The sequence below is a fragment of the Niveibacterium microcysteis genome (assembly GCF_017161445.1).
Classification (GTDB): Bacteria; Pseudomonadota; Gammaproteobacteria; order Burkholderiales; family Rhodocyclaceae; genus Niveibacterium; species Niveibacterium microcysteis.
Genome location: NZ_CP071060.1, coordinates 1,206,742 through 1,221,888, shown reverse-complemented (window position 1 = coordinate 1,221,888; position 15,147 = coordinate 1,206,742). Strand labels below are relative to the sequence as shown.

General features: G+C 64.2%; 9 protein-coding genes. 4 read left to right on the top strand and 5 right to left on the bottom strand.

Features of this window, described 5'->3' with window-relative positions:
- Position 1: 1 nt before the first annotated feature.
- The gene (locus JY500_RS05655; RefSeq protein ID WP_172204135.1) at positions 2-334 is read right to left on the bottom strand and encodes a Na+/H+ antiporter subunit C; all 333 of its coding nucleotides are present in this window, start codon (positions 332-334) and stop codon (positions 2-4) included.
- Complete coding sequence (locus JY500_RS05650; protein WP_206255415.1) at positions 331-3,072, bottom strand: monovalent cation/H+ antiporter subunit A; 2,742 nt, start codon at positions 3,070-3,072, stop codon at positions 331-333. The genes JY500_RS05655 and JY500_RS05650 overlap by 4 nt, the downstream gene beginning before the upstream one ends.
- A gap of 595 nt (positions 3,073-3,667) precedes the next feature.
- On the opposite strand from JY500_RS05650, the gene JY500_RS05645 reads away from it, so the two are divergent.
- From JY500_RS05645 to JY500_RS05635, 3 genes are all read left to right on the top strand, one after another.
- On the top strand, positions 3,668-4,933 hold the full coding sequence (locus tag JY500_RS05645) for a glucan 1,4-alpha-maltotetraohydrolase domain-containing protein (RefSeq protein WP_172204139.1): 1,266 nt from the start codon (positions 3,668-3,670) through the stop codon (positions 4,931-4,933).
- 187 nt (positions 4,934-5,120) lie between these two features.
- On the top strand, positions 5,121-7,016 hold the full coding sequence (locus JY500_RS22290; RefSeq protein WP_206255413.1) for a glucan 1,4-alpha-maltotetraohydrolase domain-containing protein: 1,896 nt from the start codon (positions 5,121-5,123) through the stop codon (positions 7,014-7,016).
- Positions 7,017-7,165: 149 nt separating this feature from the next.
- Positions 7,166-9,889, top strand: coding sequence for an alpha-amylase family glycosyl hydrolase (locus tag JY500_RS05635; protein WP_206255412.1), 2,724 nt, complete (start codon positions 7,166-7,168; stop codon positions 9,887-9,889).
- 68 nt (positions 9,890-9,957) lie between these two features.
- Here JY500_RS05635 and JY500_RS05630 read toward each other — a convergent pair whose 3' ends face one another.
- From JY500_RS05630 to JY500_RS05620, 3 genes are all read right to left on the bottom strand, one after another.
- The gene (locus JY500_RS05630; protein WP_172205253.1) at positions 9,958-11,853 is read right to left on the bottom strand and encodes a propionate--CoA ligase; all 1,896 of its coding nucleotides are present in this window, start codon (positions 11,851-11,853) and stop codon (positions 9,958-9,960) included.
- Between the two features lie 102 nt (positions 11,854-11,955).
- Entirely contained in the window at positions 11,956-13,077 is a 1,122-nt protein-coding gene (locus tag JY500_RS05625; RefSeq protein WP_172205256.1) for a response regulator, read from the bottom strand.
- A gap of 24 nt (positions 13,078-13,101) precedes the next feature.
- Entirely contained in the window at positions 13,102-14,097 is a 996-nt protein-coding gene (locus JY500_RS05620; RefSeq protein WP_172205259.1) for an oxidoreductase, read from the bottom strand.
- 180 nt (positions 14,098-14,277) lie between these two features.
- Here JY500_RS05620 and JY500_RS05615 point away from each other — a divergent pair, with 180 nt between their 5' ends.
- Positions 14,278-15,147 carry an HDOD domain-containing protein gene (locus JY500_RS05615; protein ID WP_172205263.1) on the top strand — a complete coding sequence of 290 codons (870 nt, stop codon included), beginning with the start codon at positions 14,278-14,280 and terminating at the stop codon, positions 15,145-15,147.

Genomic DNA, 15,147 nt, shown 5'->3' with positions numbered 1-15,147 from the left:
CTCAGCCCTCCGCCGCGTCGGCACTTGGCCGCGCGCGTTTGATGGCGAGCGCCACGACCAACGCGGTCATCGCAAACCCGATCACGATGGCTGTCAGCACCAAAGCCTGTGGCAGCGGATCGACATGCGCGCTCAGGGTGACGGCGCCCTGTCCCGGCACGATCGGCGGCTTGTTGGCTGCCGGACGCCCCATGGCAAAGAGGAACAGGTTCACACCGTAGGACAGCAGCGTGATGCCCACGATCATGTCGAACACCCGGCCACGCATCAGGCAATACAGCGCGCACGCGACCAGCACGGCGATTGCCGATGCAAGCATCAGTTCAAGCGTCATCGGGCGGACTCCTTGCGGCCAAAGGCAAAGGCCAGGATCAACATCAGCGTGGCGCCGACCACCACAGCCATGACCCCCAGATCGAAGGCTGCCGCGCTTGCAAGCGGAACCTCGCCCACCCAAGGCAACACCGGGTGGCCAAAGGCGCTGGTGAGGAAGGGATAGCCCACCAGCAAACTCGCCGCACCGGTCAGCCCCGCGATCGCCAGACCGGATGCCAACCAGCGCACCGGCCGTGCGTGCGGCGAGCGCCAGGTTCCGAGCGCAAGCGCCTCAAGCACCAAGCCGATGGCCAACAGCAAACCAGCCACAAAGCCACCGCCAGGCAGGTTGTGGCCCCGCAGGTACAGGTAGGCGGCAACAAGGCCCACGCAGGGCATGAGCAACCGCACCGCAAGCGGCAACATGAATGAGCCGCGGAAGCGCCCCAGCACGCCCGCCCGCTCGCGAGCCAGGAAGGCCCACACGATCAGCGCCGCTGCGGCCAGAACGGTAATCTCACCCAGGGTGTCGAAGCCGCGGAAGTCAACGATGATCACGTTGACCGCGTTGGTGCCACCAGCCCCGCTCACGGCGTGCGTCAGGTGATAGTCGGATATGACCTCGGGCTTGCGCTGCATCGCTTCCCAAGCCAGCCAGCCAGCGCCGCCGCCACCTGCCGCGGCCAGCGCGATGTAGCGCAACCGGACGGCGAGTCGGCGCGCTCTTGGCGCCTCGACCGGCAAGCGTTCGAGAGCCAGCAGCAGCAAGAGCACCGTTGCGACTTCAACGAACAATTGAGTCAGCGCCAGATCAGGGGCCGACAAGCCCGCAAAGGCAATCGCAACAGCCAGGCCCACCGCCCCCAAGAACAGCAATACCGTGACCGGCCGCACTCGAGTACTCACCGAAGCCACGGCGAAAACGATTCCGACCGTCCAGATCATCCACGCGCCTGTCACGGTCACCCCGGAAAAGACCGGCCAGTGCGCAACGAAACCGCCTGAAACCAGCGGTAAAGCTGCCGCGAGCACCGCGGCGAACGCCAGGATGGCCATCTGCAGGCGCAGGCGGTCGCCCCGCATTTGCCGCACCAACATCCGCCCACTGCGCGCAAACGCCAGCAAGGTGCGCTCAAAAGCGAGGTAACCGGTCGGCGTCGGGTTAGCCTGGCCATGCAACCAGCGCCCACGCATCAAGCCAGCGTAGATCGCGACGCCCGCAATCAGCGCCACTGCGCTCATCGCCAGGGGTGCGTTGAAACCATGCCACAGCGCAAGCGAGTACTCGGGAAGCGAGCCACCAATTGCAGCTCGTGCGGCGGCAGCCAGCGGCTGGCCGAGGATGGGTTGCGGCATAAACCCGACTGCGACGCAGATCACCACGAGGATGGCGACCGGCAGCGCCATCCAGAGCGGCGGTTCGTGCGGCGTGCGCGGCAGGCCGACCGGCTCGCCGTTGAAGAAAACATCGTGGATGAAGCGAGATGAGTAGGCCACCCCGGCCGCCCCTGCCAGCAGCGCCGCCAGTGGCGCGAAGAAGGCGACGGGGTCATGCCCTTCCAGTGCCAACGCCTCGCCAAAGAACATCTCCTTCGAGAGGAAGCCGTTGAGCAAAGGCACGCCCGCCATGGCAGCCGCAGCGACGATGGCCAGCGAGCCGGTAAGCGGCATGTAGCGCCAAAGGCCGTTCACTTTGCGCAGATCGCGCGTGCCGCACTCGTGATCCACGATGCCTGCGGCCATGAACAGCGAGGCCTTGAAGGTCGCGTGGTTGATCACATGGAACACCGCCGCAACGATCGCGGTATCGGCCGAAAAACCGATCAACAAGGTGATGAGTCCGAGATGGCTGATCGTCGAATACGCCAGCAGACCCTTCAGGTCATGCTGGAAGACAGCAGCCACGCCGCCCAGCAACAAGGTGGTCGCGCCAACCGTACTCACAGCGAAAAACCAAGCCTCCGTGCCGGCCAGCGCCGGATAGAAGCGCAAAAGCAGGAAGATCCCGGCCTTTACGAGCGTGGCCGAATGCAGATAAGCCGAGACTGGCGTCGGCGCCGCCATCGCGCGCGCCAGCCAGAACTGGAATGGAAACTGCGCCGATTTCGTGAATGCGGCCAGCAGCACACAGGTGAGGATCCACGGATAGGCAGCATCGGCCCGCAACAGTTCGCCGCTGCGCAGCACGATGTCGAGGTCGTAGCTGCCGACCACACGCCCGATCAGCACGACACCGGCCATCAACGCCACGCCGCCAAGCGCCGTGACCGACAGGGAAACCCGCGCGCCCCGGACCGCGCCGCGATCGGGCGCATTGAAGGCAATCAGCAGGAACGACGCTACGCTGGTCAGTTCCCAAAACAACGCCAGCAACACAAGGTCGCCAGCAAGGACGACGCCCAGCATCGCCCCCATGAACGCGCACAGCAACGCGAAGAACCGCGGCAGGCGTGTGTCACCGGCAAGGTAGTAGCGGGCGTAGAGCATGACCAGCGCGCCGATGCCACACACCAGCGCAGCGAAAAGCCATGCCAGGGCGTCGAGCCGCAAGGTCGCCGATACGCCCAGTGCGGGCAGCCACTCGATGGCCACCTTGAGCGGGGCGCCGGAAAGCACCCCCGGAGCTGTCTTTGCCAAGAGGGCCAGCAGCGCCACAGCGGACGAAGCTGCCAGTGCAAAGGCGGCGCCACCGTTGCGCAGACGCGACACCAGCAGTGCAGCACACCAGGGCAGCAGGGCCATGAAAATAAGGGTCATGCGTCTCCGTTAGCGCGACAAACGACTGACAGCCAGGGCGGATCTTAGCTGCCTTAAAGGCGCTGGCACACCGGCCCCGTCAAACCAAGCCGCCACAAGTGAGCATATATGACAAAGGAATTTACTTGCTTTTTTCGGATTTACGATATTTACTAATGAGACCATAAAGACAGCTCCCGTGAGGGCTGTCACCCGATGCCCTGTTTGCACACACGGGTCAGGCTCCAAGAGCCCGGCTGCGCGACGTGAGTGCGGATACCAGACAGGGCCGGCAACAAGTCGGAGTGTCATCAATGTTGCTTGAGCGTTACCGCGCGACGCAGTCGGCCATCCATGGGCCGTCGCATCAGCCCACCCGCCATCAGCGTCTTGCTGCAACCGTGCAGCTCGGCCGTGCCGCCCATTCCGGGCCACGCACCGCCACCAGACCGACACCCTGAATAACCGACCCGCTGCAGGCGATTTGGTTCGCCCGCAGTGTTGCATGACGAGGTTGTGCCAATGCCGCACAGCCCGAATCCACAGGCGTGCATGCGGTCAAGGCGACAACGCCCGCCCGCTGCCGTCGAAACAATCGACACCAAAGGAGATTTGGATGCAACAGCAATTCCGCGTACTGGGCGTTGCGCTCGCGCTCGCCGGTGCGTTTGCCACCTCTTCCGCCACCGCCGCAACCCAACAGGCTGGCGCCAGCAAAGCAATCCTGCTGCAAGGTTTTCACTGGAACTCCCCCAATTACACCGGCCCGAACTGGCTGCAGACGCTCGGCGGCAAAGCTGCCGACCTCAAGGACCTGGGCATCACCCACGTCTGGTTCCCGCCGGCATCGGACTCGGCTGACGCGAACGGCTACCTGCCGCGCCAGCTCAACATCCTGAGCAACAAGTACGGCACCGAGACCGACCTGAAGAATGCCGTCAACGCACTCAAAGGCCAGGGCATCAAATCGATCGCCGACATCGTGATCAACCATCGTGTCGGTACGGCGAACTGGGCCGACTTCACGAACCCCACCTGGGATTGCCGCGCGGTCGTCAACAACGACGAGTGGACCGGCAAGTGCGGTAACGCCGATTCGGGTGACGGCTACGCATCCGCACGCGACGTCGACCACAGCCAGGCTTTTGTGCAGACCGACATCAAGGCCTGGATGGCCAAGCTGAAGGCCGACGGCTTCACCGGTATTCGCTATGACTACTCGAAGGGCTACGCCCCCAGCTACGCCAAGCTCTATCACGACGCCTTCGCGCCCGACTTCTGCGTTGGCGAAGTGTGGACCAACCTGGACTACAACAACGTCGACGCGCATCGCCAAGTGTTGATGAACTACATCAACGGCACCGGCAACACCTGCGCGGCGTTCGACTTCACCACCCACGGCCTGCTGGTGCAGGTGCTCAACAACAATGATTACTGGCGCCTGAAGGACAGCGCAGGCAAGCCGGCCGGTGCGATCGGCTGGTGGGGCCAGATGTCCGTGACCTTCGTGGACAACCACGACACCGGCCCTTCGGAAACCAGCACCACCGGTCAAAACCACTGGCCGGTTCCGGCCGGTTCGGTGATGCAGGGTTACGCCTACATCCTGACCCACCCGGGCATCCCGACGGTCTACTACCCGCACGTCTACAACTGGAACCTGCGTGCCGGCATCAAGTCGCTGATCCAGGCCCGCACCGCCGCCGGTGTGACGTCGACGTCGGCCGTCTCGATCCAGCAGGCCACCACCGGCCTCTACGCCGCAATCATCACCGGCACCACCGGCAAGCTCGCGATGAAGATCGGCCCGAACAGCTGGTCGCCCGGCACGGGCTGGACGCTGCTGACCTCCGGCACCAACTACGCCGTCTGGAAGCAGTAAGCGGCGCGGCCCGGGTGTAGTGCCTGCCCTGCCCGGGCCATTGAGATTTGCATTAACGAGGCTGCGCCAATGTCGCGCAGCCCAATACCAGGCCGACGTCAGCGTCCGCCGCGCGCCCCCGGCACCTTGTGCCTCGCGCAAGACGCATGACGTTCGGGCTCTTGTCACACACGAAGGAGACTTACCCATGAAGGTGCATCACCGCGTCGCCCTCACGGCGCTTGCAGTCAGCAGTGCATTGGCCTGCCTTTCCTCCGCACAGGCCGCCACCGAACAGGACAAGGCCAGCTCGGCGATCCTGTTCCAGGGTTTCCACTGGAATTCCGCCAACGGCAGCTGGTATGCCGATCTGCAGTCGAAGGCTGCCGACCTGAAGGCGCTAGGGATTACCCATGTCTGGTTCCCGCCACCTTCGGACGCGGCATCCACGCAGGGCTATCTGCCGCGCCAGCTCAACGTGCTGAACTCCAGCTACGGCACCGAGACCGCGCTGACCGCAGCGACCTCGGCACTGAACGCACAGGGCATCAAGAGCGTTGTTGACGTGGTGATCAACCATCGTGTCGGCACCGCAGGGTGGGCCGATTTCACCAACCCGACCTGGGATTGCCGCGCCGTCGTCAATAGTGACGAGTGGACCGGCAAGTGCGGCAATGCCGACACTGGTGACGGCTACGCCGCCGCACGCGATATCGACCATACGCAGACCTTCGTCCAGAACGACATCAAGGCCTGGCTGTCGTCGCGCCTCAAAGGCGCCGGCTTCACCGGCATCCGCTTCGACTATTCGAAGGGCTACGGCGCCAGCTACGCCGGCATGTACCAGGATGCAATGGCGGCTGACTTCTGCGTCGGCGAAGTGTGGACCAACCTCGACTACAACAACGTCGATGCCCATCGCCAACTGCTGATGAACTACGTCGACGGTTCGAGCGGCAAGTGCGGCGCATTCGACTTCACGACCAAGGGCCTGCTGAACCAGGCGCTGTCGGCGAATGAGTACTACCGCCTCAAGGACAGCAGCAGCAAGCCGGCCGGCGGCATCGGCTGGTGGCCGATGAAGATGATCACCTTCGTCGACAACCACGATACCGGCCCGTCGGAATCGTGCTCGGTTGGCCAGAACCACTGGCCGGTGCCGTGCGACAAGGTGATGCAGGGCTACGCCTACATCCTGACCCACCCGGGCGTGCCGACGGTGTACTACCCGCACGTGTACAACTGGGGCCTGAAGGCTGACATCAAGGCCCTGATCGATGCACGCAAGGCGGCCGGTATCACCTCGACCTCCGCAGTCTCGATCCAGCAGGCAGTCACCGGCCTCTACGCGGCAATCATCACTGGCACGAACTATCAGCTGGCGATGAAGATCGGCCCGAACAGCTGGGCGCCTTCGGGTACCTGGACGCAAGTTGCCTCCGGCGCCAACTACGCCGTGTGGAAGTCTGGTGGTGGCGACACGCAAGCGCCGACGGTGCCGACCAACCTCGCCAAGGGCACCGTCACCGCGACCAGCGTGCCGCTGACCTGGACCGCTTCGACCGACAACGTGGCTGTCACCGGCTATCGCGTCGCACGTAACGGCACCGCGCTGGGCACCACGACGAGCACCAGCTACACCGACAACACTGCAGTCGCCAACACCACCTACACCTATGCGGTGCAGGCGTATGACGCCGCGGGTAACACGTCGGCCTACAGCTCGCCGGCGCTGTCCGTCACCACGCCGAATGGCGGCACCGGTTGCACTTCGGTGGCAGTGACCTTCAGCATCGCCAACGCCAACACGGTGGTCGGCCAGAACCTGTATGTCGTTGGCAACCAGACTGCCATCGGCAACTGGTCGCCGGCATCCTCCTTCGCGCTGACAATCCAGGGCACGGGTGCCAACGCGACCTGGTCCGGCACGGTGAATCTGCCTGCCGGCGCCGCCACGCAATACAAGTACGTGAAGTACAACCCGAGCACTGGCGCCACCGTCTGGGAAAGCAACCAGACCACCAGCAGCGGCAACCGCGAGTTCACGACGACGACCGTGTCGCCCTGCACCGCATCGCGCGCTGACGGCAACTTCAAGTTCTAAAGCAGTTTCAGCAGCAAACGCGGGGCGACTTGATCGCCCCGCTTTTTTTTCGCCCACCCGCGCAGCGGCGCCCCCCAAGTTCCGCGCCGCCGCGTTCGCAGCGAACGCCACACCACCCGGTGCGGCGCATCTACGAGGAGATGACTGTGTTGAGACCCATTGGAACGTTGCTGCTGCTCAGTGCTGCGGCAGCACCTTTCGCAGCCAGCGCAGACTGGTACTTCCGCGGCACCCCCAACGCCTGGGGCACCACCGCGATGACCGCCATGGGCGGTACGCTCTACCAGACCTGCCAGAGCTTCACGACCGGCGACGCCAACGGCGGCCCGCGCTTCAAGATCGACCGAACCGGCACGTGGACCGAGGCCTATCCGTCCGCCGACTACGGCGTGTCGGCCAACACCAGCTACACGATCAAGTTCTACAGCGACACCCACGCGATCAGCGTTACCCCCGTGACGAGCTGTGCACCGGATACCCAGCCGCCGACAACGCCCGGGGTGCCGACCAGCAGCACGGTGAACTACAACAGCGTCGTGCTGAGCTGGACAGCCTCGACCGATAACGTGGGTGTGACCGGCTACAAGGTCGCCCGCAATGGCGCCCAGATCGGCACCACGACCTCCCCATCGTTCACCGACACCACCGTAGCGGCTTCAAGCGCCTACAGCTACGCGGTGGCGGCGTTTGACGCAGCCGGTAACGTATCCCCCTGGAGCAGCAGCCTCGCGGTGGTCACGCCCGCCGCGCCCCCGGAGTGGTACTTCCGCGGCACGGCGAACGCCTGGGGCAAGACCCAGATGACGGCGCTGGGCGGCACGCACTACCAGACCTGCCAGTACTTCGCCGGCGGCGACAGCGGCGGCGGCGCGCGCTTCAAGATCGACCGCTACGGCGACTGGACGCAGGCCTTCCCGGCCACCGACTACGCCGTGACGAGCCCGAAGAGCTACACGATCGATTTCTACAGCGACACCAAGGCCATCACTGCCACCCCGGTGGCCAGCTGCGGCACGCTGCCGGCCTCGGAAGCGACGACGCTCGGCGCCGAATGGTCTGCGACGAAGACGGTGTTCTCGCTCTGGTCGCCCGACAAGACCGATGTAAAGCTGGTACTCGATGGCGTCAGCTACCCGATGAAACGGGTCGCCGACTTCAACGGCTACAGCGACGTCTATCAGGTCTCCGTAGCCGGCAACCAACACCTGAAGAAGTATTCCTTCCTGGTGAACGGCGTCTCGGTGCGCGACCCCTACGGCAAGATGGTCGAGCCCAACACGAACAACAACATCGTGATGGACATGAGCACCAGCGCGCTCGCCACCAGCTGGGCCGCCCGGCCAGCGCTGACCAATCGTGAAGACGCGATCATCTACGAGACGCATGTCCGCGATTTCACGATCAGCGCCAACTCCGGCGTATCGGCCACCAACAAGGGCAAGTTCCTCGGCATGGTCGAAGCGGGCACCACCTTCAGCGGTGTGAAGACCGGCATCGACCATCTGAAGGAACTCGGCGTCACCCATGTCCAACTGATGCCGGTGTATGACTTCGGCTCCTGCCCGCTGGTCACCGACACCGCCTGCTACAACTGGGGCTACGACCCGCGCAACTACAACGTGCCGGAAGAGCGCTATTCGCTGACACCCTTCGATTACGTGAACCGGGCGAAAGAGTTCAAGCAGATGGTGGACGCCTTCCACAAGGCAGGCATTCGCGTGGTGATGGACGTGGTCTACAACCACACCTTCGCGAAGGAGATGTTCGACCCGATCACGAGCAAGTACTACACCGCGACCGACCTTTCGGGTACCGGCAACTCGATCGACGCAGACCAGCCGATGGTCAGCCGCATGATCCAGGATTCGCTCGAATACTGGGCGCGCGAGTACAACATCGACGGCTTCCGCTTCGATCTGATCGGCATCTTCAGCTACGCCGAAGTGCAGAAGTGGGCCGACAACCTGAACACCAAGTTCCCGGACCGCAACCTGCTGATCTACGGCGAGCCGTGGAATGGCTACGCCACCGATACGAAGGAAGCGCAGCGGGTGCGCCTGGGTACGATCGGCCGCATCTGGAACAGCCATGTCGGCGTGTTCAATTCGAAGTTCCGCGAAGCGATCAAGGGCCAGAACGACAACGGTGGCTGCAACGCGGGCGATTGCTTCGCGTTCAACGCCAACCCGGACACCTGGCGCATCCAGGTCGGTAGCCGTGGCGCGATCCGTGCGACGAAGGACGCCAACATCACGATCGACACCTGGGATCCGATGTTCGCGATGGACCCGGAGCAGTCGATCAACTACGTCTCCGCCCACGACAACCTGACGCTGCGCGACAAGATCCTTGCATGGGGCACGCTCAACGGCGTCACCAACGCGAGCTACCTGCGCCGCATTCAGGACTTCGCCAACGGCGTGGTACTCACTGCACAGGGCATCCCCTTCCTGCACGGCGGTGAAGAGCTGCTGCGCACCAAGGGGGGCGACGCGAACAGCTACAAGTCGCCGGACTCGGTAAACCAGATCAACTGGCAGTGGAAGGTCGATAACGCCGACGTGTTCGCCTACTACAAGCAGATGGTGAACCTGCGCAAGGCCACCCCGGCACTGCGCCTCACCTCGTGGGACGCGATCAGCAGCTGCGTAACGACGACGCGCCCGCGCTACGGCGTAGTGGTCAACACGATCAGCGGCTGCGGCGTCACCGACACCATCGTGATCGAGAACTCGTCTGACAACTACACCCACGCGCTGCCCGCCGGCACATGGACGGTGAAGGCTGAAAAGTCAGACGCCTCGGTTGCGCCACGCACGGTGAGCGGCACGGTGGTCGCCGAAGGCACGGCAGTGACGGTGCTCACGAAGTAACACAGCTGCACGCATCAAGCAAAACGGCCGGGCATTGCCCGGCCGTTTTCTTTGCTCGATCGGTGGCCTCAGTTGCCGCCGAGCGCCTCGCGGATCTGCTGCAAGGTCGTCGGATCATCGATCGTCGTCAGGTCGCCCGGGTCGCGCCCTTCGGCCAGCGCCTGGATCGAGCGGCGCAACATCTTGCCGGAGCGGGTCTTGGGCAGGCCGCTGACGAAGTGAACCCGACCGGGTCGCGCAATCGCACCGAGCAGGCCATCGACCGTCTTCATCACCTCCGCCTCGAGCGCCGCGCGCTTTTCCTCCGTATCACTGCGGCTCGGGTCCTTCAGTACTGCAAAGGCAATCGGCAACTGCCCCTTCAACGCGTCATTCACCCCCACCACCGCCACTTCCGCGATGGCGTTGTGCCCCTGCACCGCCTCCTCGATTTCGCGGGTGCCGAGTCGGTGGCCGGCGACGTTGATCACGTCATCGGTGCGACCAAGGATGAAGTAGTAGCCATCCGCATCGCGAATACCCCAGTCGAAGCTCGAATAGACCTGCGGCTCCTTGAACAGCGTGAAGTAGGTGCTGACAAAGCGCTTGTCGTCGCCCCATACGGTCGAAAGGCAGCCCGGCGGCAGCGGCGGCACGACACCCACCACGCCCTTCTCGTTCGCGGCGGCCTCGGAGCCGTCTTCACGGAAGATGCGCAGGTCGTAGCCATACACCGGGAAGCTCGGCGAACCGAACTTGATCGGCGTCTGCTCCACGCCCGGCATCGCGGACAACATCGCCCAGCCCGTCTCGGTCTGCCAGTAATGGTCGATTACCGGCCGCTTGAGCTCGCCCATGATCCATTCATGGGTCGGCTGGTCGAGCGGCTCTCCGGCCAGATACAGGCTGCGCAGGCTCGACAGATCGTGCTTGTGGATCAGCTCGGCCGGATGCTTCTTCAGCACACGGATGGCCGTGGGCGCCGAGAACATCACGCTGACCTTGTATTTCTCGACGATGCTCCACCACACGCCGGCGTCCGGCTTGATCGGCGTGCCCTCGAACATGATCGTCGCCATGCCGGCGATCAACGGGCCATAGATGATGTAGCTGTGGCCGACGACCCAGCCGATGTCCGAAGTCGAGAACATCGTTTCGCCAGCGTTGCCGCAGTAGATGTACTTCATCGACGCCGCCAGCGCGACCGCATAGCCGCCGGTATCGCGCTGCACGCCCTTGGGCTTCCCGGTGGTACCTGAGGTGTACAGGATGTACGAAGGCTCCGATGACTCCAGCCATTCGCACGGCACCTCGGCATTGAGGTGGTGCGCGCGCAGCGTGGCGTAGTCCAGATCGCGGCCTTCCACTCGCGGGAAGCCAACGTCAATGCCGCGATCAACAATCAGCACCCGCTCGGGCGGGTTCTGCGCGAGGCGGCAAGCTTCATCCACCAGATGCTTGTAAGGAACCGCCTTGCCGCCACGCATGCCGGCGTCCGCCGTCACCATCACCTTCGGGCGCGCATCGTCGATCCGTGTCGCCAGGCTACCCGCAGCGAAGCCGCCGAACACCACTGAGTGGATCGCGCCGATGCGTGCACAGGCCAGCATGGCAAACGCCGCCTCGGCAATCATCGGCATGTAGATCAGCACACGATCGCCACGCCCGACACCCAAACCACGCAGGATCGCGGCGGCGCGCTCCACCTCACGCTTGAGTTCGGCAAAGCTGTAGGTGCGCTCGACGCCGGTTTCGGTCGAGATGTAGATCAGCGCAGGGGCATCAGGCCGCTGCGCGGCGTGACGATCGACCGCGTTGTGGCAGAGATTGGTTCGCCCACCGGCGAACCACTTGGCGAACGGCGGGTTCGAGAAGTCGCACACCGTCGTCGGCGGCGTCTGCCAGTCGATCAGATTCGCCTGTTCGCCCCAGAAACCGTTGCGATCGTCGATCGAACGGCGATGAAACTCCTTGTAGCTTGTCATGCTCTCCCCCCGAAGACCAAAACAAAATCCCCTGTTTTGAGCAGGGGATTCTTGGGGGTCAGCCTTACATTGCACTGACGCAGGCGCGGCGGCCTGCGGGGATCAGAGATGCGTGCGGATCGGGTTGCCGATCTCGGTGCGCTCGATGTTGATCAGGTTCGCTCGCTCAGCCAGCAGCGCGAGCGGCATCCCGGTGCGGAACTCCGCGTCGATGAACTCGAGCAGCGGCATCATCGTGCCGACCAATTCGCGCACCCGACGGCGCACTTCGTCCGTCTGGCCGGTACGCAGTTGCGTCAGTGCGTGGTCCACGCTGACTGCGAGGCGGCTGAAGCGGCCGACGTTTTCTGGCGTGACCTCTCCGGAATCCGACACGACGGTGTTGCCGCCCATCAGCTTGCCGTCCTGCACACGCTGCACGGCCAGCGCGATCAGCGATTCGAGCGTCATGTGCGCATCGCCGCCAGCGGTAGCCAGACCGATTGTCAGGCTGATGCGGATGCGCTCTTCCTTGTAGGTCATCACGATCGTTTCGATCGCGCGACGCAGGCGCAGCGCAAACGCACCGCAGGCATCAAGGTCGGCCGACGGCGAGATGATTGCAAACTGCCCTTCGGCCAGATGCGCCACCGTGTCTTCCTTGCGCACCTTGGCCGACAGCAGCTTGGACATCTTGCGGTGGATCAGCTGCGCCACATGGTGGCCATAGCGGGCGGAGAGATCGGCGTAGTGGTCGATCTCGATCGCCATGACCGACACGTCGCCGTGGTAGTTGCGTACCAGCTGCTCGCGGCTCTTTTCGAGGTCGCGGCGGGTCTGCGCCAGCTTCACCAGGGCTTCAAGGCGCGCCAGCAACTCAACGGTAGGCGTGCCTTTGCTGATGAAGTCGGTCGCACCGGCTTCCTTTGCCCGCACGCGCGCTTCCTCCTCGTCCTCGCCCGAGATGATGATCACCGGCAGGTCGTGGATGCGGGCGAGCCGCGAGGTGCGGATGCGTTCGAGCAGGCCGTAGCCGTCCAGCCGCGGCATGCCGATGTCGGAGATCACCACCTCGATTGTCGGATCGAGCAGCAGCGTCTGCCAGCCGGCTTCGCCGTCGGCTTCCTCGCGCACTTCGAAGTTCGCACGGATCTGTTTGATCAGCGACGCGCGCACCATGCGCGAATCGTCCACGATCAGCACACGAGGCAGTTGGGTCGCGTGTTGCTCAGGGGCTTGGCTCATGTCGGGGGTGAGTCCGGAAACGATTCAGGAAGCAATCCGCACCACCACGCGGCCGTGTGCCTGGCCGGCGATGAAGCGGTCGAATTCAGTCGGCAGTGCATCAAACGCGACCTCGCGCGTCAATGCGTCGAGATGGCGCGGGCGCAGATCCGTCGCCAGCCGCGCCCACACATGTTCGCGGATCGCCGCGGGAGCGTATCCGGAATCAATGCCAAGCAGGCTGGCGCCACGCAGGATGAAGGGCATCACCGTGGTGTTCAGATCGGTACTGGCCGCAAGGCCGATGCTCGCGATCGTACCCCAGGGCTTCATCGTGCTGGCGATCCAGGCCAGCACATCACCACCGAGGTTATCCACCGCACCGGCCCACAGGCCTTTGTCGAGCGGCTTCATGTTCGCCAGGTCAAGCTCACTGCGCAGCATCACGCGCGCCGCACCGATCGATTTGAGCCAGTCCGCCTGGTCAGCCTTGCCGGTCAGCGCAACCACCTCGTAGCCCCGCCCGGCCAGCATGTCGATCGCCAGGCTGCCCACCCCGCCGGTGGCACCGGTCACAATCACGGCACCGTTCTCGGGCTTGAGGCCGTTGTCTTCCATGCGCTGCACGCCAAGCGCCGCGGTGAAGCCGGCTGTGCCCAGCGCCATGGCCTGGCGCAGATCCATGCCCGCAGGCAAGGGCAATACCCAACCGCCGGGCACCAAAGCGTATTCGGCATAACCACCATGGTGTGCCACACCGATGTCGTAACTGGTTGCGATGACCTTGTCGCCCGGTTTGAAACGCGGCGCAGCGCTGCGCTCCACCACGCCGGCCAAGTCGATTCCGCCCACGCACGGGAAGCGCCGGATGATGCGGCCTTTGCCGGTGGCAGCCAGTGCGTCCTTGTAATTGATGCTGGAGTAGGCGACACGGATCAGCACGTCGCCCTTGTCGAGCGCATCCTCGGACAGGGTGCGGAAGCCCGCGCTGACGCGGCGGTCAGCGTCCTGATCGACCACAAAGGCCTTGAACGACTTCATCGGTGTCCCCATTCCTGCGCCCCCCGGCAAGCCCGAAGCGTGACGTATTTGACGTTATCGGCCGATTATACGCTGGGCATGAGGGCCAATCGGGCCCCGTTCGGCGCCAGACTTGAGAGCCCTCAAGCCGCGCCGCTCGGGTGCCGTTATTGCCTTATGGCGCCAGTCGGGCCGGAGACCATGCTTACCAAACCATTCGCCGAACTCAACAGCTATGTGCTGTACCTGCGCAGCGTCGAATTCCCGGTGCTGCGCCGCACCGCGCAGGAGCTCAACGCGCTGAAGGACGACGAAGACAACGTCTCGGCGCGCCAGATCGCGGGCTGCGTGCTGCAGGATCCGCTGATGGCACTCAAGCTGATGATCCATCTGCAGCGCAACCGCAGCAGCACGCAGAATCACGACATCACGACGATCGAGCGCGCGATCATGATGCTCGGCGTGACGCCCTTCTTCCGCCGTTTCGGCGAGATCCCGACGGTGGAGGATCAACTTGCGAACCACCCGCGCGCCCTGCTGGGCGTGCTCAAGGTAATCACGCGGGCCAAGCGCGCCGCTTACTTCGCGCGCGACTGGGCCTTGCACCGCCACGATATCGATGTCGACGAAATCACCGTGGCGGCACTGCTGCACGAGGTCGCCGAGATCCTCTGCTGGTGCTTTGCGCCAGATCTGGTGCAGCAAGCCTTCGCGCTGCAGCGCGCCAACCCGGGCATGCGCAGCAGCGCGGCGCAAAAGGCCACGATGGGGATCGCGATTCCCGACCTGCAACTCGCGCTGGTACGCGAGTATTCGCTGCCGGAACTTCTGATCACCCTGATGGACCCGCAACGCACCGACAACCCCCGGGTACGCACCGTGTTGCTGGCCTGCGACCTCGCCCGCCACTGCGCCAACGGTTGGGACGACCCGGCGCTGCCGGACGACTTCCGCGCGATTGGTGACCTGCTGCACATGGATGTCGGCCATGTGATGCAGCGGGTTGGCGTGCCGGCCGACGCCGCCGTATTGCGGATCGGAGAGTCGCCGGAATCCCCGGATTCGCTCTGA

Bases quoted from the DNA above. Each gene is read 5' to 3' on its own strand.
- JY500_RS05655 (WP_172204135.1), bottom strand. From the start codon at position 334: ATGACGCTTGAACTGATGCTTGCATCGGCAATCGCCGTGCTGGTCGCG.
- JY500_RS05650 (WP_206255415.1), bottom strand. From the start codon at position 3,072: ATGACCCTTATTTTCATGGCCCTGCTGCCCTGGTGTGCTGCACTGCTG.
- JY500_RS05645 (WP_172204139.1), top strand. From the start codon at position 3,668: ATGCAACAGCAATTCCGCGTACTGGGCGTTGCGCTCGCGCTCGCCGGT.
- JY500_RS22290 (WP_206255413.1), top strand. From the start codon at position 5,121: ATGAAGGTGCATCACCGCGTCGCCCTCACGGCGCTTGCAGTCAGCAGT.
- JY500_RS05630 (WP_172205253.1), bottom strand. From the start codon at position 11,853: ATGACAAGCTACAAGGAGTTTCATCGCCGTTCGATCGACGATCGCAAC.
- JY500_RS05625 (WP_172205256.1), bottom strand. From the start codon at position 13,077: ATGAGCCAAGCCCCTGAGCAACACGCGACCCAACTGCCTCGTGTGCTG.
- JY500_RS05620 (WP_172205259.1), bottom strand. From the start codon at position 14,097: ATGAAGTCGTTCAAGGCCTTTGTGGTCGATCAGGACGCTGACCGCCGC.
- JY500_RS05615 (WP_172205263.1), top strand. From the start codon at position 14,278: ATGCTTACCAAACCATTCGCCGAACTCAACAGCTATGTGCTGTACCTG.